The following is a 17,751-nucleotide window of genomic DNA, read 5'->3' on the forward strand; positions in this document are numbered from 1 at the left end:
GTGGCTACGGGGCTGTGGATTACTGTGAATCCGGCAGGGCGTAAGCAATGATATAGTCACCGCGATCCGGCGACTGACGAGCGCCCCCGGCGTTAATCACGATGTACTGCTTACCGGTTTTCGGCGACACGTAGGTCATCGGGCCGGACTGGCTCCCCACCGGCAGACGATCTTTCCAGATTTCTTTCCCGGTTGCGGTATCAAACGCGCGCAGGTAGAAATCCTGGGTACCGGCGAAGAACAGCAGACCAGACTGTGTCGACAGCGAGGCGCCCAGCGTCGGCATGCCAATGGGGATTGGCATGTGCATACGAATACCCAGCGGGCCGGTGTCCTCTACGGTACCCACTGGAACCTGCCAGACAATCTTACCGGACTTCAGGTCCACCGCGGACAGGGTGCCAAATGGTGGTTTCTGGCATGGGATCCCCAGCGGTGACAGGAAACGTTCGCGCATCGCACCGTATGGCGTGCCATCCATAGGCACAATCCCCATCTCAATCCCGCTGGCGTCTTTAGCAACGTTGGCGCGCGGCACCATATAGTTTGCCAGACCCAGGCGCATATCGTTGACGAACATCAGACTATTGTTTGGATCAACCGATACGCTGCCCCAGTTCATACCGCCGAGGGATCCCGGATACTGCAGCGAGCGGTCAACGCCCGGCGGGGTGAAGATGCCCTGATGGCGCATTTCTTTAAACTGGATGCGGCACAGCAGCAGATCGACCGGGGTAGCGCCCCACATATCGGACTCTTTCAACGTGTCATTACCGATCATCGGCATACCCACAGAGTACGGTTGGGTGGGCGAGTAACGCTCTCCCTGCACATTGCCTGCCGGTACCGGGCGCTCTTCGACTTTCGCGACCGGTTCGCCGGTTTCTCGGTTGAGCATAAAGATCATGCCCTGTTTGCTGGTTTGCACCAGTACCGGCGTAGTACCACCTTTGCCGTTCGGCAGGTCGTACAGCAGCGGCTGAGACGGCAGGTCGAAGTCCCACAGATCGTGGTGAGTTGTCTGGTAGTGCCAGCGAACTTTACCGGTCGTGGCATCAACGGCAACGATTGACGAGCTGTACTTATCGTCCAGCGCGGTACGTTCACCCGCCCAGAAGTCCGGCGTCGCATTACCGGTGGGCAGATACACCAGGTTTAGCTTCGCGTCATAGGACATCGCGGACCAAACGTTCGGCGTCCCGCGCGTGTAGGTTTGGCCTTCCGGCGGCAGGCCGGTCAGATTCGGGTTGCCCGGATCCCACGCCCACGCCAGTTTGCCGGTGCGTACATCATAAGCGCGTACGACGCCCGGCGGTTCACCGGTAGAGAAGTTGTCGGCAACGCGGCCGCCAACCACCACCACATTTCCCGCCACCAGCGGCGTCGAGGTTTGCTGGTAGTAGCCCGGTTTGATTTCACCCATCCCGACGCTCAGGTCCACGGTGCCGTGGTCGCCGAAGTCTTCGCACAGCTGGCCGTTATCGGCGTTGATGGCGATCAGCCTGGCATCGGTGGTCGGCAGGAACAAGCGGCGTGGACAGGCGGCGGGTTGCACAGAAGACTGAGGTGAGGTGAGTGCGGTCGTGTCTTCAAAGTAACCCAGTCCACGGCAGCGCTGCCAGTTCGGCGCGGTGGCTTTCGCATCATAGCGCCACTTTTCTTTACCGCTATCGACGTCCAGCGCCAGTACCTTGCTGTACGGCGTGCAGACGAATAGCGTATCGCCGATTTGCAGCGGCGTATTCTGATCTTCCGCGCCGGAACCGTTGCTTAGCGGAATATCGCCGGTATGGGCCGTCCAGGCTACCTTCAGTTGATTAACGTTTTGCTTGTTAATCTGATCCAACGCAGCAAAACGATCGCCGTGAGTGGTATTGCCCCAGTGTGCCCAGTTTTTCTGCGCTTCACCCGCTGCCACCGGTTTCACCGGCACCGCCTCGGTGGCGGATACCAGCGTCTGCGGTTTGAACATACCGCCTACGCTTGCCAGCAGGGCAACGGCGAGCACGGCCGCCAGGCCAAACGCGGGCCCTTTACGTGCAGGTGCCGTCGTGGCCATAAACGGCCACACCAGCGCGCAAAGCAGCGCCAGTACGCCAAAGGTAAAGAGGCGGGAAAACAGCGGCCAGAAATCCCAGCCCGCATCGCCAATTGACCAGATAATTGCCACGATAAACGCCAGTGCGTAAAGCATAATCCCGGCGCGGCGCTGGCGCGCGATCAGCACAGCGCTGACGAGCATGACCAGCCCCATCAGGGCAAAGAAGACCGAGCCACCCACGGCGGCGAGTTTCGCCCCCAGCGCGCCGATTGCCAGACCGACGATCGCCATCAGCCCAATAAGAAGCCACTGCAGGATTCGCGGGAATCCTCGCGGCACGTTGCCAGTAGACATACTGTTCTCCTTACGACAGCAGATATTGCACACGGCTGAACCACATGGGGTATAAGTTCCGTATTTTTATTTTGAATGAAGCGAGCACCTGTTTCTAAGTGAGGGTTTTAGTTCTCATGTGAAACTAGTTGTGAACCATTTGGTTAACTGGTGACTATGATAGATCTGTTAAAATGCATTGCGCAATTGTTAATAAAAGATTTCGCATTATTTGCGTATTGGTCTTGGTTCGGTGATGCGCACGACCGCAGACGACCAAGCGGATATTGTCTACCCCACAGACACGGGCCGCGAAAAGCGTTGTGCAGAAAAGTCCGTCTATGAACCCAATCGCCGCATTCAAAACGTAGAAATAAAAATGTGTAAATATTATTAATCCCGCCGGATAAAAAATAATTTAATAATATTCATGGTGTGAATGATATGAGCGGGATAAATATTTTTTCCAGATGGGTCTATAAAACATTTTACCGACTGACGCATTCTGAAAAATACGATCACAATAAAAATCTTTGGCCCTATTTTAAAGTCCAGCGTAAGCCCTGCGGAATGATTCAAAACGTTTATTTTAAAAATAGTCGATTGAACCACATTGATATTGAGGCGCGAGCCAGAAATAAACCACTGCTGATTATGGCCTCCGGGCCGTCGGTCAATCGTATCCGGGGTGAGTTTTATGATGATTATTTCGACTATATGGGCGTTAACGGCGCCTGTGCCCTGACGCCGATAAACTTTCGTTGGTATGTGATTATCGATCGCAGTTTCATTATCAATAAACTTGATTTTATTAGGGAAATTGTTGGCGTGTCCGATCTGGTGTTGTTCTGCCCGTGTAAATGTCTGGAGGCTATCTGCTCGTTGATTCCGCCTTCGCGCATTCGCTGTCAGTTTAAAATTATTGAAACGATCACCTATGCAATGTGTGAAACCTTTCTGGGGAAAGCCTACCCGGTAGAACCGAACGATGGCGAATATCACTGGTTTAATGAAACAGGATTCTCTGCTCATTTATCTCGTGCGGTATTTGATTATGGTACGGTCGCTTATCCCGCGCTACAAATAGCCTGCGCCTTAGGCTATAAGCATATTTATTTTGCCGGACTGGATATGAACAGTTTTCATTCGCCTCGTTTTTATGAGCAGGCTGATAATATATTATCAACGCGCCTGCAGCGCGATTTTGATAAAATAACCCGGGCTTTTACTGCCGCACATTCCTATTGTGATAAACATGATATTAATGTAGTGAATTTATCGACGGAGAGCGCGGTGACGGTTTTTCCCCGACAATCCTGGGAAACGGTGATAAAGAGACGCTGAGCGCGTGGCCTGCCGGGAGCAGGCCAGCGGAGGCCGATCAGGAGGGAACGGCCTTTCGCACCGCGCTCAGCAGCGTCTGTGCGCCGGAGGAAAGCGGCGTATCTACGCGGGTCAGAATGCCAATGGGCTCGCCCTGGCCCTGGGTCGCAATCGGCAAGGCGGTGAGCGTACCGCGTCGCAGGTCGTCTTTTACCGCACCCGAAGGAACAAACCAGATGTAGTTGTAGTCAACCGTGAGCTGGCGGGACAGCGATGCAGACAGCGTTTCAATACAGCCAGCAGGCATTTTGCAGCCCTGGCTTTGTAGCAGGGTCTCGGCGTTCTGGCGCGGCACGGTGCCTTTAGGTGACACAACGACCGGCCACTCCAGCACCCGACTCAGGGTGATGTTTTCATGCAAAATCGGATGATCCGGGCGAACCACCAGCTTCAGCGATTCAAGAAACAGCAGTTCGTAGTTCAGCCCGGTCATCAGTTCAGGATCGGACATACGGCCAATGCCGAGGTCAATATCGCCGGACTTCAGCGCCGCCAGCAGCATGGTGTTGTTCATGGTCGCCACCTGCAGCGTGACGTCTTTTTGCTGCTGGTGAAATGGGCCGATTACCGCAGGCAGCACGCCCAGAGCCGCAGTGGGTAGCGCGCCAATGCGCACCACATCATTATTAACACCTTCTTTACGTACCAGCGCCTGTCCGGCGGTGTTCAGCGCGTCGAGCACTTTCACCGCATGGGTCAGAAATTGTTCGCCCACTAAGGTCAGCTGCGCGCCGAGGCGGCCGCGTTCAAACAGGCGGGTACCGGTAAGCTGTTCGAGTTCATTTAAGGTCTTAGAAAGCGCAGGCTGGCTAAGATTAAGGGTTTCAGCCGCTCGCCCCAATGTTCCTTGCTGGGCGACGGCCACGAAAGTGTGCAGATGGCGCAGACGAATGCGCTGACTAAAGAGAGCATTTTTTTCCATAAGCGATGTTTAAAACAGAGCAGCATGGGTGACAAGTAATGTTGTTTAATTTTGATAACTTGCTAGCAAATTATTATTAACATTTGTGCGGTTTAACAGACAAGCGTTTTGTTGCAGGAAGAAAGGAAACCCGGCGTGGCGATCCTCGCCGGGTGCGATCGTGTCGGCCTATTGCTCACCCGCGCGCAATCGCGGCGAAGGGGCCGCCATCAGACGTCAAAGAAGACGGTTTCTTTTTCACCCTGCAGATAAATATCAAAGTGATAGACCGTTTCGTTGCCACGGATCTCTTTTCGGCCAATCAAGGTCTGACGGCGAACCTCCCATTCGATCAGGTTGAGCACCGGATCGCTGGCGTTCGCTTCTTGTTCGTCAGAGAAGTACATGCGCGTATTCAGGCCAATGTTAATGCCGCGCGCCACGATCCACAGATTGACGTGCGGTGCCATCATGCGCCCATCGCGACCGACCGCCTGACCCGGCTTGATGGTGTCAAAACGCCAGACGCCGCTGTCAAAATTGGAGCAGGCGCGGCCCCAGCCGCGAAAATCGGCGTCCAGCGCTTTGCCTTCCTGATGGTCGGCGACATGGTTATAACGCCCGTCGGCGTTGGCCTGCCAGATCTCAATCAGCACGTCGCGCACCGGGGTGCCTGAGCCGTCGAAGACGCGTCCTTCAATGGCAATGCGTTCGCCCGGCGTGTGGCTGTTGGTCAGCGTGGGACCAAAGTTTTTCTCGAAAATATGAAAGCCGGCAGCGTCCGGCGCAAGGCCAATATGAACGTATGGCCCGGCGGTTTGTGAAGCGGTTTCCGGTAAATAGTCTTTCATCGTGCAGCCCCCTGGGTACGATTCTCAAACAGCGTGGCGCGCTGGCCGCGTAGCACCAGATCAAAACGGTACGCCAGGCAGTCGAGCGGCACGGCGGCATGGGTATCAAGTTCAGCAATCAGCGTGCGGACGGCGTCATCGTTGTTAATGGTTTTGACGATGGGGCACTGCTTGATGAGCGGGTCGCCTTCAAAGTACATCTGCGTGATCAGTCGCTGGGCGAACGCCTCGCCGAAGATCGAAAAGTGAATATGTGAAGGACGCCAGTCGCTGACCTGATTACGCCACGGGTACGGGCCCGGCTTGATGGTGCGGAAGAAGTAGTAGCCATTTTCATCGGTCAACACGCGCCCGCAGCCGCCAAAATTTGGATCAATCGGCGCCAGATACTGATCTTTCTTATGCCGATAGCGTCCGCCGGCGTTGGCCTGCCACACTTCAACCAGCGTATTTTTCAGCGGGCGACCAAAGCCGTCGCGGACATAGCCGTGCACGATAATACGCTCGCCGATCGGCAAGCCATCTTTGGCGTAGTTGAGGATCAGGTCGTTATCCAGCGGGCCTATATCCTGCTGAGAAAAGACCGGGCCGGTGATTTCTGACAGCGAATTTTGCAGGGAAATAAGCGCGTTACGCGGTGAACGCAATACGCTGGTTTTATAGCCTGGCGCATAGGCCGGCGGGTGATTGTTGTAATCACGATGAATCACTTCTTGCGGTGACCATTTTGTGCTCATAGGTGGCTCCGTGTAGGGTATTTTATTATTGCCGCACTCAGTGTGTGTAAATGCATTGTTAATTAATAGTGAATTTAAGGTGTGTTTTAAATAACCTCTGGTTATGGCAACGCCAGAGTTAACGGTGGAATTTATGCAGTCGCCGGGATCACACTTTGTAAATTCTTACCGCACGGCGTTATGCGCTTACCTACACTGCAAATAGAGTCACAGGAGGCGAGATAACATGGCGCATACCCTTTCAGCAGATGATATTCGGGAAGATTTTTCGCAAGCAATGTCGGCAATGTACCAGCAGGAAGTCCCGCAATATGGCACTTTGTTAGCGCTTGTTGCTGACGTAAATCTGGCGGTGCTGGAAAATAATCCGCGCTTACATGAACAGCTGGCCAACGCCGATGAACTGGCGCGCCTGAACGTGGAGCGTCACGGGGCTATCAGGGTGGGAACGGCGCAAGAGCTGGCGACGCTGTGCCGCATGTTTGCCATCATGGGGATGTACCCGGTGGGGTATTACGATCTTTCCGTGGCGGGCGTGCCGGTGCACTCCACCGCTTTTCGTCCGGTTGATGACGCGGCGCTCCAGCGTAATCCTTTTCGTATTTTTACCTCGCTGCTGCGTTTGGAGTTGATTGACGACCCGGCGCTGCGTGACAAAGCGGCGCGTATTCTTGCCCGACGCGATATCTTCACGCCGCGCTGTCGGGCGCTGATGGCCCTTCACGACGAGCAGGGTGGCTTGACCCCGGCACAGGGGCAGGAATTTGTCCGTGAAGCGCTGGAAACCTTTCGCTGGCATCACCACACGACGGTCGATAAAGAAACGTATCAGGCGCTGCATCAACAGCATCGGCTGATTGCCGATGTGGTGTGTTTTCCCGGCTGTCATATTAACCATCTGACGCCGCGTACCCTGGATATTGACCAGGTACAGTCGCTGATGGCGAAATACGGCATCGAACCGAAAGCGGTGATCGAAGGGCCGCCGCGTCGCGCGGTGCCGCTGCTGCTGCGCCAGACCAGCTTTAAAGCCCTGGAAGAACCCGTTTCCTTCGCCGGTGACGCCAGCGGCACGCACACGGCGCGCTTTGGGGAAATAGAGCAACGCGGCGTGGCGCTGACACCTAAGGGACGGGCATTGTACGACCGGCTGTTGAGCGAGGCGGGTGTGGGAAAAGACAACCTTAGCCATCAGCAGCATCTACAGGCCGTATTCAAAGCGTTCCCGGACAGCGAATTTCTGCTGCGCCAGCAGGGGCTGGCCTGGTTCCGCTATCGTCTGACCCCCAGCGGCGATGCGCATCGCCAGGCCATTCGTCCCGGCGACGATCCGCAGCCGTTTATTGAACGCGGCTGGGTTATCGCACAGCCCATCACCTATGAAGATTTTCTGCCGGTCAGCGCCGCCGGTATTTTCCAGTCCAATCTCGGCGGTGAATCGCAGACGCACAGCCATGGCAACGCCAGCCGCGGCGCCTTTGAAACGGCGCTGGGAAGGCCGGTACTTAACGAGTTCAGCCTGTACGAAGAGGCGGAGATGCGCAGCAAACGGCGTTGCGGTTTGCTCTGAAACGGTTAATCTGCAAAGGAATAATATAAAAAGGATGAACACCGATGCAGAATGCCGCAACGCGCGTAGAGACCCGTCAAGGATGGCTATCAGGACGAGTGGATGACGATATTCATGTGTGGTGCGGTATTCCCTATGCCGCGCCGCCCGTGGGGGCGCTTCGCTGGCGAGCGCCCCGGCCGGTTGCGCCGTGGCAGGGCGTTCGCCCGGCCGAGACTTTTTCTGCCGCCAGCTGGCAAAATGGGGAATACTGCCAGGAGCTGGGGGGCGGCGATCCGGGGCGTTTCTCGGAAGATTGTCTCTATCTCAACGTTTGGGCACCCGTAGAACGTTCCGGCCCGCTGCCGGTGATGGTCTGGCTGCACGGCGGCGGATTTACCATCGGTTCTGGCGGGCTGCCGCCATACGACGGTAAAGCGCTGTCCAGACGCGGCGCGGTGGTGGTGACCCTGAATTACCGGCTTGGGCATCTGGGCTTTTTTGCGCATCCGGCGCTGGAAGGCGAAGACGGCGAGCGGCTGTATAATTTTGGCCTGCTCGATCAAATCGCCGCGCTGCGCTGGGTACAGGAGAATATCGCCGCGTTCGGCGGTGACGGTGACAACGTCACGTTATTCGGCGAATCCGCTGGCGCCCGCAGCGTGCTATCGCTGATGACCTCACCCAAAGCTGAAGGGCTCTTCCATAAAGCCATCATTCAGAGCGGCTACACGTTGCCGGATGTGCCGCGTGAAGCCGCATTGGCTCGCGGTGAAAGGCTGGCGGAACATTTTAATCTCGCCAATGCGTCCGCCGACAGACTGCGTGAAATTCCCGCCGAGGCGTTCTGGCCGCTGGCCGCGCCGCATACCACCGGCCCCGCGCCCATTGCGGGCGATGCGGTGCTGCCGCAGCCGATGCTTGACGTGTTCTTCGCCGGTAAACAGCACGCGATGCCGGTGCTGGTTGGCTCCAATAGCGATGAAGCCAGCGTTATGGCGGTGTTCGGCGTCGATCTTGCCGGTGAAATCCAAAAACTACGCCGCGAGCGCCGCCTGGGGCTGGGATTGATTCGGCTACTGTATCCGGGCGTGAAGGCGGATGAAGCGCTAGGCCGTGAGGTGTGCCGCGACATGGCCTTTACCACCCTGGGTTACGTTGTGATGCAGGCGCAGCAGCGGATTAATCAACCGTGCTGGCGCTACTGGTTTGACTATGTTGCCGAGGCTGAACACGCCACTTATCCCCACGGCGCCTGGCATGGTAACGAGGTGCCTTACGTGTTTGATACGTTAGGGCACATTTCCCCCTCCTGTGACTATGCCACGCAAGACGATCTGGCCTTCGCCGCGCAGGTTGCCGACTACTGGGTACGCTTCGCGCGTGAAGCCAGCGCCGCGCACGTTGTGCTGGCGGGGCCGGTACGTTGGCCTGCAGCGGTGCGCGGCCGGGATCGCCTGTTGCGCATTGGGCTGCATAAGCGCGCCGGATTTCGCGTTGAAAACCGCTTTATGCGCGCGCGACTGGCGCTGTTCAAACGCGTAATGAAACACCATGTGAACCTGGATTAGCAGATTTTATTGCCTGACCAATTGGATTATCAGTGAATTTTGTCTAGAGTGGGCGGCAGTTAACACGCGCATTTTTTTGCTGCATTCCGATGATAAAAAGGACGCTTTGCCAGGCATGAACCGCAGACACTTTCTCAAATCTTCAATGGCTGTTGCCGCCGTGTGCGGTACTTCCGGTTTTGCATCGCTTTTCTCTCAGGCCGCGCTGGCGCAGGAGTCCGATATTGCCGACGGCCAGACGCGTCGCTTTGATTTCGGCGTGCTGCAATCGATGGCCCACGATCTTTCCCGTCAGCCCTGGGTTGGCGCGCCGCGCGCGCTGCCGGAAACCCTGGCCAACCTGACGCCGCAGGCTTACAACAGCATTCAGTACGATGCGCAGCACTCTCTGTGGAATAACGTCAACGATCGCCAGCTGGATATCCAGTTCTTCCACGTCGGAATGGGTTTCCGTCGTCGCGTGCGCATGTTCTCACTCGATCCGGCCAGCCAGCAGGCGCGTGAAATTCATTTCCGCCCTGAGCTGTTCCAGTATCACGACGCCGGTGTCGACACGAAACAGCTGGAAGGGCAAACCGATCTCGGCTTTGCCGGGTTCCGCGTGTTTAAAGCGCCGGAGCTGGCGCGCCGCGATATCGTCGCTTTCCTGGGGGCAAGCTATTTCCGCGCCGTAGACAGCACCTATCAGTACGGTCTTTCCGCGCGTGGTCTGGCAATCGACACCTACACGGATTCGCTGGAAGAGTTCCCTGACTTTACCTCCTTCTGGTTTGAAACCGCGAAACCGGGCGATACCACCTTCACCGTCTATGCGCTGCTCGACAGCGCCAGCATCACCGGCGCGTATAAATTCGTCGTGCACTGCGAGAAGGCGCAGGTGATCATGGACGTGGAAAACCACCTCTATGCGCGAAAAGATATCAAACAGTTAGGTATCGCGCCGATGACCAGTATGTTCAGCTGCGGTAATAACGAGCGCCGCGTCTGTGACACCATCCACCCACAGATTCATGACTCTGACCGTCTGGCGATGTGGTTGGGCAACGGCGAGTGGATCTGCCGTCCGTTGAATAACCCACAGAAGCTGCAGTTCAACGCCTATCAGGACAAAAACCCGAAAGGTTTTGGTCTGCTGCAGCTGGATCGCGACTTTACCCACTATCAGGATGTCATGGGCTGGTACAACAAACGCCCGAGTCTGTGGGTTGAGCCACGCAATCAGTGGGGAAAAGGGGCCGTCAGTCTGATGGAAATTCCGACTACCGGCGAAACGCTGGATAACATCGTCTGCTTCTGGCAGCCGGAAAAGCCGATGAAGGCGGGCGACCAGCTCAACTTTAGCTATCGCCTGTACTGGAGCGCGATGCCGCCGGTTCGTTCGCCGCTGGCGCGCGTGCTGGCCACGCGTACCGGGATGGGCAGCTTCCCGGAAGGTTGGGCGCCGGGGGAACACTACCCGGACAAATGGTCCCGTCGTTTCGCCATTGATTTCGTCGGCGGTGATTTGAAAGCCGCCGCGCCGAAGGGGATTGAACCGGTGATCACGCTGTCCAGCGGTGAGGCGAAACAGGTTGAAATCCTGTACGTAGAACCGTTTGACGGTTACCGGATTCTGTTCGACTGGTACCCGACTTCCGATTCAACCGAACCGGTGGATATGCGCCTGTTCCTGCGCTGCCGCGGCGAAGCGATCAGCGAAACCTGGCTGTATCAGTACTTCCCGCCAGCGCCAGATAAGCGTCAGTACGTTGACGACCGCATTATGAAATAACGCCCCTGGCCCGGCCGAGCTTTGCCTGGCCGGGTTTTCTTCCCGAGTGAGAACCTAACATGACCCGCGTTGAAACGATCGTGGTATCGGACGCCATCACCCTTCAGGCCGTTAATGAAGGCCATATTACCGATCTTCACCAGATGGTGCTGCGCAACCGTGACTGGCTGCAGCAGACGCTGAACTGGCCGCAGTTTGTGAACAGCGAGCAGGACACCCGCCAGAACGTGCAGGGCAATATGATGCTGCACCAGCGCGGCATCGCGAAAATGTTTCTGATTTTTGTCGACGGCAAAATGGCGGGCGTGCTGTCATTTAACCAGATTGAACCGTCGAATAAGACCGGGTATATCGGCTACTGGCTCGATGAAGCCGCGCAGGGTAAGGGGATTCTGTCGGCGTCGTTACAGGCGTTTATTCGCTATTACGTGGACCGCGGCGAAATCCGCCGCTTCGTGATCAAATGCCGGGTTGATAATCTGCGCAGCAATCAGGTGGCACAGCGTAACGGTTTCCAGCTGGAAGGATGTTTACGTCAGGCCGAGTTTCTTAACGATGTCTTCTACGATCAAAACCTCTACGCGCGAATTATCGAACAGTCTGATTTATAGCGCACCGAACAGCGGGGTGCGGGTGATACGCTGCGCGCCGCTAATCGCTTTACGCCCGCGCAGGTGGATGGCCTCACCCGGCAGCGCTTCTACCACCACGCTGTCGCCAATATCAATGTGATACTCGATCAGCACATCGCCCTCGATACGCGCGTCGCCCTGAATCACGACGTGATCGTCCAGCAGAATCGGCCCGCCGCGGAGCCGGGCATTTCCGCCGACCCTGACATGATGCTTCAGCACGCAGTTGCCCTCGATGACCGCGTTTTCTGCCACCTGCGCACTGTAGCGAAGAGTGGGGATCGCATCCTCACCGTGTCCGGCGATGATACGCGCGTTGCCGTAAACCCTGGCGCAGTCGCACACCCAGATGTTGTTCGCCTCATTGCCCTCTAACCGTGCGCGGTCATAGATCTCTGCCCGGTGTTCGATAAAGGCGTGACACAGCGACGCATCACCGTAGATTTGCGCCTGGTGCACAACCCGGCAGTCGGTTAAACGGGCGCGATCGTAGATTTGCAGCGGCAGATCGCTGTCAGCGGTCAGGCCCTTCGCGCCGACAATCTGGCACTGTTCGCCTATGTAGGCACTGCCAAACAGATGGCAGTGGCCGTGAACCCTGGCCCCTTTAACGATGACGTTCTCGCTCAGCCGCGCGCCGTGGCTGATACGACTGGCACATACCCGTGCGTTGCCGCCAATGGCTGCCTGATGGCTGACTTCGCAGATCTGCGTCAGCCGCGCGTTGCCGGCGACGGTTGCGCCCGCATAAACGAGGCTATTTTCATCGTAAATCCAGCAATCGCCTTCGTGACTTAACGCCTGCTCATCCGCAATCCACCCCCCCAGGCTGCCGGCGGCGACATCGGCAAAATCACGCAGGGCAATGATTTGCCACACCTGTACGCTCTCCCGAGCACCAGGCTCGCCAATTTGCACGCGACGGGAATTCTCACTGAGACGGTACTTTTTCATGGTGGCCTCTGACCTGGCGGATACCTTAAATGTAGCAAATTACGCTGGGCATAAGCGGGGATGAGGCGTATAACGAATAATACAAAAAATATTAATTAATACTAAATGTATTAGTGGTGAAAAAATGACAGAACGAAAATTACCAGACTATGGCGATGTCGCCGCCGCGGCGGAACGTATTGCCCACTATGCTCACCGTACGCCGGTGATGACCTCGCGCACCGCCAACGCTGATTTTGGTGCCGAAGTGTATTTCAAGTGCGAGAATTTTCAGCGTATGGGGGCGTTTAAGTTTCGCGGCGCGATGAACGCGCTGTTGCAGTTTACGCCCGAGCAGCGCGCCGCTGGCGTCGTGGCTTTTTCCTCTGGCAACCATGCGCAGGCGGTGGCGCTGGCGGCTAAGCTGCTGTCGATTCCGGCAACGATCATCATGCCGCTCGATGCCCCGGCGGCCAAGGTGGCGGCCACTAAAGGTTACGGTGGCCGCGTTGTGACCTACGATCGCTATACCGAAGACCGGGAGCAGATTGGCCGTGAGCTGGCGCAAAAAGAGGGGCTGACGCTGATTCCGCCTTACGATCATCCGCAGGTGATCGCCGGTCAGGGCACGGCGGCGAAAGAGCTGATTGAGGACGTGGGGCCGCTGGACGCGCTGTTTGTGTGCCTGGGCGGCGGCGGTTTGCTGTCGGGTTCGGCGCTGGCCGCGCGGCATCTTTCGCCGCGGTGCGCTATCTACGGCGTTGAGCCCGAGGCGGGCAATGATGGGCAGCAGTCGCTGCGCAGCGGTCAAATTGTCCACATTGAGACGCCGAAAACCATCGCCGACGGTGCACAGACTCAGCATCTGGGCCACTACACGTTTCCCATTATCCAGCATACGGTGGAGGATATTCTGACCGTGAGTGATGATGAGCTGATCGCGGCGATGACGTTTTTTGCCGAGCGTATGAAAATGGTCGTCGAGCCGACCGGATGCCTCGGCTTTGCCGCGGCGCGGGCAAGAAAATCCTCGCTGCGGGGCAAAAAGGTCGGTGTGATTATCAGCGGCGGTAATGTGGATATCCACCGCTATGCCCGTTTTCTGGCCGGTGAAAGGGAAAGTTGATGCAGGATGATAATACGCTGCTCCGGCAGCTCGATAACATCGCGAAAGGGGTGAGCGCAACGTTGTCACCCTTTTGTGAGGTGGTGGTTCACGACCTTACGCACCCGGATCACGCCATTCTGGCGATACACAACAATTTATCCGGCAGAACGGTAGGGCAGCCGGCCACGGAAATGGGGCTGGCGCGCATTGCATCGGCGGAATTTCCGCAAATTGTGGCGAATTACGCCAATCAGTTTGCCGATGGCCGCCCGGTAAAAAGCACCTCCATCGGTATTAAAGACGCCAATGGCGAATACGTCGCAGCACTGTGCCTTAACGTTGATATGACGCTGTTTCGCGGTATGCAAAGCGCGTTATCTCAGTTTACCGCAGTGGCCAGCGCGCCCCTGGTCGAGCACCTTGAGCCTGCTGGCCTGGAGGCTATCCGTCGTTATATCGACCGCTATGCGGCAACAAGGGCGACCACCGCACGAGCGCTGAGCGTTGACGACCGCAAAGCGCTGATACAGGCCCTGGGTCAGGAAGGGCTGCTGGAAGTACGTAAATCGATGGACACCGTGGCCCAACATCTTGGGATCTCGCGCGCTACCGCTTATCTCTATGCAAGACAGAAAAATGCCGTATAACGGAAAGACCGTTTACCTTAGCTAACGTCCATCTTCAGGAGAAAATATGCTGTTATCGAGTCTGCTTGCCATTGCTGCCGTGCTGATTATGGGGGTAATGAGCCCCGGCCCCAGCTTTATCTACGTGGCGCGAACGGCCGTCGTGCACTCCCGCGCCCACGGCCTGGTGACCGCGCTGGGCACCGGGGCAGGAGCCGCGACGTTTGCGCTGATGGCGATGCTGGGGCTGCAAAAGGTGCTGAATGCGGTACCGGAACTGTTTATCGGCCTGAAGCTGGCGGGCGGTGCTTATCTTATCTGGATAGGTATTAAAATTTTTCGCGGCGCACGTCAGCCGATGGCGATTGCCGTGGGGGGAGAAACGGTCTCTATTTCACTGTGGAAGGCGTTTCGCGATGGGCTGTTCACCCAGCTCAGCAACCCGAAAACGGCTATTGTTTTTGCCTCAATTTTCACTGCGCTGCTGCCCGCGCATATTCCTACCGTGTTTTATTACCTGATCCCCTTGATGAGCTTTGTTATTGACGCCGGTTGGTACGCGCTGGTGGCGCTGCTGCTGTCGGCGGAGAAGCCGCGTCGTGTTTATCTGCGTATGAAAGGGGCGGTAGACAGGGTCTCGGCGACCATTTTGGGGCTGCTGGGCGTGAAGCTTATCTATACTTCTTTTTCACGCTAGCGCCGCGCTAAAGAATCATTTAAAATGCAACTTAAATAAATTTGAATAAATAAACAAAATGCATAATAAAAACGACGAACGCCAGGTGCTGAATTTGCCCGCCGGCTATTTTGGCATGGTTCTCGGCACCATCGGGATGGGATTCGCCTGGCGCTACGCCAGCACTATCTGGCCGCTGAGCCACGCCATCGGCGACGGGCTGGTGATACTGGCAATCGTGATGTGGGCGCTGCTGGCGCTGGCGTTTATTGTGCGCGCAGTCCGCTTTCCGTATAGCGTCTGGCTGGAAATGCGCCATCCTATCGCCAGCAGCTTTGTGAGCCTGTTCCCGGCGACCACCATGCTGGTCGCGATTGGCGTAACGCCGTGGCTGCGGCCGCTGGCGTTGGCGCTGTTTATCATCGGGGTTGTGCTTCAACTGAGCTATGCTGCCTGGCAAACCGCCGGGCTGTGGCGCGGCGAACATCCGGCAGACGCCACCACGCCGGGGCTGTATCTGCCGACGGTGGCGAATAACTTTATCAGCGCCATGGCCTGCGGTGCTCTGGGCTTTAACGACGCCGGGCTGGTGTTCCTGGGGGCCGGGGTGATTTCCTGGATAACGCTGGAGCCCGCGATTGTACAGCGCCTGCGTAGCGGCGGCGCGCTATCGATTCCGCTGCGTACTTCGCTCGGCATTCAGCTGGCCCCCGCGCTGGTGGCCTGTAACGCATGGCTGAGCGTCAACGGCGGCCACGCGGACGTGTTCGCCAAAATGCTGTTTGGCTATGGGCTGCTTCAGCTGCTGTTTATGCTGCGTTTGATGCCGTGGTATCTGCGCCAGGCGTTTAACGCCTCATTCTGGAGCTTCTCGTTCGGTATCTCCGCGCTGGCCTCTACTGGGCTGCATCTCGGGCATGCCAGCAGCTCCGGCTTTTTCCACTACCTGGCGCTGCCGCTGTTTATCTTCACGAATATCGTGATCGGCCTGCTGCTGATTAAAACGCTGCTGTTGCTGCTTCAGGGTAAATTTTTGACGCGAGCTGCCGCGTCGACACTGATGAAACCGAAGGATGACTAATGACCATGCGTGATGAAAACTACTTCACCGAAAAATACGGCCTGACCCGTACCCATTCCGATGTCGTGCATGCGGCGACGATCGTTAAGCCGGGTAAGGCACTCGATCTGGGCTGCGGTAACGGGCGTAACAGTCTTTATCTGGCGGCGAACGGTTATGACGTAACGGCGTGGGATAAAAACCCGATGAGCATCCAGAATCTGTTGTCGATTCGCGAGGCTGAAGGGCTGACCTCTTTGCAGGCGGCGGTCAAGGACCTTAATACGCTGAGCTTTGACGGCGCGTACGACTTTATTTTGTCTACCGTGGTGATGATGTTCCTTGAGCCGGGGACGATCCCGCGTCTGATTGCCAACATGCAGCGCTGCACCGTTGCAGGGGGCTATAACCTGATCGTTGCGGCGATGGATACCGATGATTTTCCGTGCACGGTGGGTTTCCCGTTCGCGTTTAAGGCCGGCGAGTTGAAGGCATATTATGCGGGGTGGGATCTGCTGAAATATAACGAAGACGTTGGCGAGCTTCACCGTACGGACGAGCAGGGTAATCGAATTAAATTGCGCTTTGCCACCCTGCTGGCGCGTAAGAAATCATAATTAGTATTTATATAACGGGCGAAGAGCCCGTTATATGGTGAATTCTTTTTATTAATATTGCGTGTCTCCTCTATTTTTGTCGCGACAATCTCCTGATTCCTTTGCTATAACTTACTGGCATCTGTGCATTTCTCAGGGATTATCTCATGCGTACTCAAACGTTTTTTAAAGCGGCGGTTCTTGTCGGCGTTCTGGCTCTTGCCGGTTGTGCATCTAAGACCACCACGCCCGAGCAGTATTCCGGCTTTTTGAAAGATTATTCTGGCCTCAAACAAACGACAACGGCGTCCGGGAAAACCGAGCTGCGTTGGATCTCTCCGGACTACAAACCGGCCAACTACGCGAACGTTGTTTATAACCCTGTTACCTATTATCCGGTGCCGAAACCGACCACGCAGGTGGGTGAAAAAGCGCTGAACGACATTCTGGCCTATACCAATACCGAGCTGAAAAAAGCCATCAGCGAGCGCAAGCCGCTGGCGACCACCGCCGGTCCGCATAGCCTGATTTTCCGCGGTGCGATTACTGCTGTTGACTCCAGCAAAGAAGGGCTGCAGTTCTACGAGGTGATCCCGATTGCGATGGTCGTTGCCGGTACGCAGGCGGCCACCGGCCATCGCACCATGAACACCAACCTGTATTTTGAAGGCGAACTGATTGATGCGGCCACCAACAAACCGGTTATCAAAGTGGTGCGTAAAGGGGAAGGCAAAGACCTGTCGAACTCAGATGCGAAGCTGACGCTGGATACGCTGAAACAGGTGATTGATGATATGGCGATTGATGCGGTGAAATTCGATCCGTCGCAGAAATAAAAAATATCCCATCATGAATAAAGGGGCACCGATAAGGTAGCCCCTTTATTTATGATGGTATTATATTTTTGATGAATACATTATTCCGATTTTGTGGCCGCTTATTTTCCCTGTCAGAGAAAATATCGTGCCGTCAGCATGATCGCG

The 17,751-nt window shown here is 56.3% G+C and carries 16 protein-coding genes; 11 read left to right on the top strand and 5 right to left on the bottom strand.

What is annotated here, in order from left to right:
• Positions 1 to 19 precede the first annotated feature (19 nt).
• The gene (locus H7R58_RS10930; protein WP_182934724.1) at positions 20 to 2,395 is read right to left on the bottom strand and encodes a glucose/quinate/shikimate family membrane-bound PQQ-dependent dehydrogenase; all 2,376 of its coding nucleotides are present in this window, start codon (positions 2,393 to 2,395) and stop codon (positions 20 to 22) included.
• A gap of 423 nt (positions 2,396 to 2,818) precedes the next feature.
• Between H7R58_RS10930 and H7R58_RS10935 the strand changes: the two genes are divergently transcribed.
• Complete coding sequence (locus H7R58_RS10935; protein ID WP_182934725.1) at positions 2,819 to 3,718, top strand: lipopolysaccharide core biosynthesis protein RfaZ; 900 nt, start codon at positions 2,819 to 2,821, stop codon at positions 3,716 to 3,718.
• Between the two features lie 37 nt (positions 3,719 to 3,755).
• On the opposite strand, the gene H7R58_RS10940 is transcribed toward H7R58_RS10935, so the two are convergent.
• From H7R58_RS10940 to pcaH, 3 genes are all read right to left on the bottom strand, one after another.
• Positions 3,756 to 4,679: a LysR substrate-binding domain-containing protein gene (locus tag H7R58_RS10940; protein WP_182928963.1), complete on the bottom strand. Its 924-nt coding sequence runs from the start codon at positions 4,677 to 4,679 to the stop codon at positions 3,756 to 3,758.
• A 209-nt stretch (positions 4,680 to 4,888) separates the two neighbouring features.
• Positions 4,889 to 5,509: a protocatechuate 3,4-dioxygenase subunit alpha gene (gene pcaG, locus H7R58_RS10945; protein ID WP_182928962.1), complete on the bottom strand. Its 621-nt coding sequence runs from the start codon at positions 5,507 to 5,509 to the stop codon at positions 4,889 to 4,891.
• Positions 5,506 to 6,246 (bottom strand): protocatechuate 3,4-dioxygenase subunit beta, encoded by a 741-nt coding sequence (gene pcaH / locus H7R58_RS10950; RefSeq protein ID WP_182928961.1) that lies wholly within the window; start codon positions 6,244 to 6,246, stop codon positions 5,506 to 5,508. Before pcaH ends, pcaG begins: the two co-directional genes overlap by 4 nt.
• Positions 6,247 to 6,472: 226 nt before the next feature.
• Between pcaH and H7R58_RS10955 the strand changes: the two genes are divergently transcribed.
• From H7R58_RS10955 to rimL, 4 genes are all read left to right on the top strand, one after another.
• Positions 6,473 to 7,816, top strand: a complete 1,344-nt coding sequence (locus H7R58_RS10955; RefSeq protein ID WP_106929128.1) for a 2-oxoadipate dioxygenase/decarboxylase HglS — start codon at positions 6,473 to 6,475, stop codon at positions 7,814 to 7,816.
• 44 nt (positions 7,817 to 7,860) lie between these two features.
• On the top strand, positions 7,861 to 9,366 hold the full coding sequence (locus H7R58_RS10960) for a carboxylesterase/lipase family protein (protein ID WP_106929126.1): 1,506 nt from the start codon (positions 7,861 to 7,863) through the stop codon (positions 9,364 to 9,366).
• Positions 9,367 to 9,481: 115 nt separating this feature from the next.
• Positions 9,482 to 11,137 (top strand): glucan biosynthesis protein D, encoded by a 1,656-nt coding sequence (locus tag H7R58_RS10965; protein ID WP_106929124.1) that lies wholly within the window; start codon positions 9,482 to 9,484, stop codon positions 11,135 to 11,137.
• Positions 11,138 to 11,196: 59 nt separating this feature from the next.
• On the top strand, positions 11,197 to 11,748 hold the full coding sequence (gene rimL, locus H7R58_RS10970; protein WP_106929123.1) for a 50S ribosomal protein L7/L12-serine acetyltransferase: 552 nt from the start codon (positions 11,197 to 11,199) through the stop codon (positions 11,746 to 11,748).
• On the opposite strand, the gene ydcK is transcribed toward rimL, so the two are convergent.
• The gene (gene ydcK / locus H7R58_RS10975; protein WP_182928960.1) at positions 11,743 to 12,723 is read right to left on the bottom strand and encodes a YdcK family protein; all 981 of its coding nucleotides are present in this window, start codon (positions 12,721 to 12,723) and stop codon (positions 11,743 to 11,745) included. The genes rimL and ydcK overlap by 6 nt on opposite strands.
• A 124-nt stretch (positions 12,724 to 12,847) precedes the next feature.
• On the opposite strand from ydcK, the gene H7R58_RS10980 reads away from it, so the two are divergent.
• The 6 genes from H7R58_RS10980 (at position 12,848) to H7R58_RS11005 (ending at position 17,604) form a co-directional block, all read left to right on the top strand.
• Positions 12,848 to 13,828 (top strand): threo-3-hydroxy-L-aspartate ammonia-lyase, encoded by a 981-nt coding sequence (locus tag H7R58_RS10980; protein WP_182928959.1) that lies wholly within the window; start codon positions 12,848 to 12,850, stop codon positions 13,826 to 13,828.
• The gene (locus H7R58_RS10985; RefSeq protein ID WP_106929118.1) at positions 13,828 to 14,457 is read left to right on the top strand and encodes a helix-turn-helix transcriptional regulator; all 630 of its coding nucleotides are present in this window, start codon (positions 13,828 to 13,830) and stop codon (positions 14,455 to 14,457) included. Before H7R58_RS10980 ends, H7R58_RS10985 begins: the two co-directional genes overlap by 1 nt.
• Positions 14,458 to 14,503: 46 nt before the next feature.
• Positions 14,504 to 15,133 (top strand): LysE family translocator, encoded by a 630-nt coding sequence (locus H7R58_RS10990; protein WP_182928271.1) that lies wholly within the window; start codon positions 14,504 to 14,506, stop codon positions 15,131 to 15,133.
• A gap of 58 nt (positions 15,134 to 15,191) precedes the next feature.
• Positions 15,192 to 16,193, top strand: a complete 1,002-nt coding sequence (gene tehA / locus H7R58_RS10995) for a dicarboxylate transporter/tellurite-resistance protein TehA (protein WP_182928958.1) — start codon at positions 15,192 to 15,194, stop codon at positions 16,191 to 16,193.
• Positions 16,193 to 16,789, top strand: coding sequence for a tellurite resistance methyltransferase TehB (gene tehB, locus H7R58_RS11000; RefSeq protein ID WP_106929113.1), 597 nt, complete (start codon positions 16,193 to 16,195; stop codon positions 16,787 to 16,789). The genes tehA and tehB overlap by 1 nt, the downstream gene beginning before the upstream one ends.
• 146 nt (positions 16,790 to 16,935) lie before the next feature.
• A complete protein-coding gene (locus H7R58_RS11005; RefSeq protein WP_106929111.1) occupies positions 16,936 to 17,604 on the top strand; it encodes a DUF3313 domain-containing protein in 669 nt (222 codons plus the stop codon).
• Positions 17,605 to 17,751: the final 147 nt, after the last annotated feature.

This window comes from Klebsiella sp. WP4-W18-ESBL-05, from assembly GCF_014169075.1.
GTDB lineage: Bacteria > Pseudomonadota > Gammaproteobacteria > Enterobacterales > Enterobacteriaceae > Kluyvera > Kluyvera ascorbata_B.

What these genes read in the sequence shown, in the direction of transcription:
- H7R58_RS10935 (WP_182934725.1), top strand. Translation starts at nt 2,819, where the DNA reads ATGAGCGGGATAAATATTTTTTCCAGATGGGTCTATAAAACATTTTAC.
- H7R58_RS10960 (WP_106929126.1), top strand. Translation starts at nt 7,861, where the DNA reads ATGCAGAATGCCGCAACGCGCGTAGAGACCCGTCAAGGATGGCTATCA.
- H7R58_RS10940 (WP_182928963.1), bottom strand. Translation starts at nt 4,679, where the DNA reads ATGGAAAAAAATGCTCTCTTTAGTCAGCGCATTCGTCTGCGCCATCTG.
- H7R58_RS10965 (WP_106929124.1), top strand. Translation starts at nt 9,482, where the DNA reads ATGAACCGCAGACACTTTCTCAAATCTTCAATGGCTGTTGCCGCCGTG.
- pcaG (WP_182928962.1), bottom strand. Translation starts at nt 5,509, where the DNA reads ATGAAAGACTATTTACCGGAAACCGCTTCACAAACCGCCGGGCCATAC.
- tehB (WP_106929113.1), top strand. Translation starts at nt 16,193, where the DNA reads ATGACCATGCGTGATGAAAACTACTTCACCGAAAAATACGGCCTGACC.
- H7R58_RS10955 (WP_106929128.1), top strand. Translation starts at nt 6,473, where the DNA reads ATGGCGCATACCCTTTCAGCAGATGATATTCGGGAAGATTTTTCGCAA.
- pcaH (WP_182928961.1), bottom strand. Translation starts at nt 6,246, where the DNA reads ATGAGCACAAAATGGTCACCGCAAGAAGTGATTCATCGTGATTACAAC.
- H7R58_RS10985 (WP_106929118.1), top strand. Translation starts at nt 13,828, where the DNA reads ATGCAGGATGATAATACGCTGCTCCGGCAGCTCGATAACATCGCGAAA.
- ydcK (WP_182928960.1), bottom strand. Translation starts at nt 12,723, where the DNA reads ATGAAAAAGTACCGTCTCAGTGAGAATTCCCGTCGCGTGCAAATTGGC.
- tehA (WP_182928958.1), top strand. Translation starts at nt 15,192, where the DNA reads ATGCATAATAAAAACGACGAACGCCAGGTGCTGAATTTGCCCGCCGGC.
- H7R58_RS10930 (WP_182934724.1), bottom strand. Translation starts at nt 2,395, where the DNA reads ATGTCTACTGGCAACGTGCCGCGAGGATTCCCGCGAATCCTGCAGTGG.
- rimL (WP_106929123.1), top strand. Translation starts at nt 11,197, where the DNA reads ATGACCCGCGTTGAAACGATCGTGGTATCGGACGCCATCACCCTTCAG.
- H7R58_RS10980 (WP_182928959.1), top strand. Translation starts at nt 12,848, where the DNA reads ATGACAGAACGAAAATTACCAGACTATGGCGATGTCGCCGCCGCGGCG.
- H7R58_RS10990 (WP_182928271.1), top strand. Translation starts at nt 14,504, where the DNA reads ATGCTGTTATCGAGTCTGCTTGCCATTGCTGCCGTGCTGATTATGGGG.
- H7R58_RS11005 (WP_106929111.1), top strand. Translation starts at nt 16,936, where the DNA reads ATGCGTACTCAAACGTTTTTTAAAGCGGCGGTTCTTGTCGGCGTTCTG.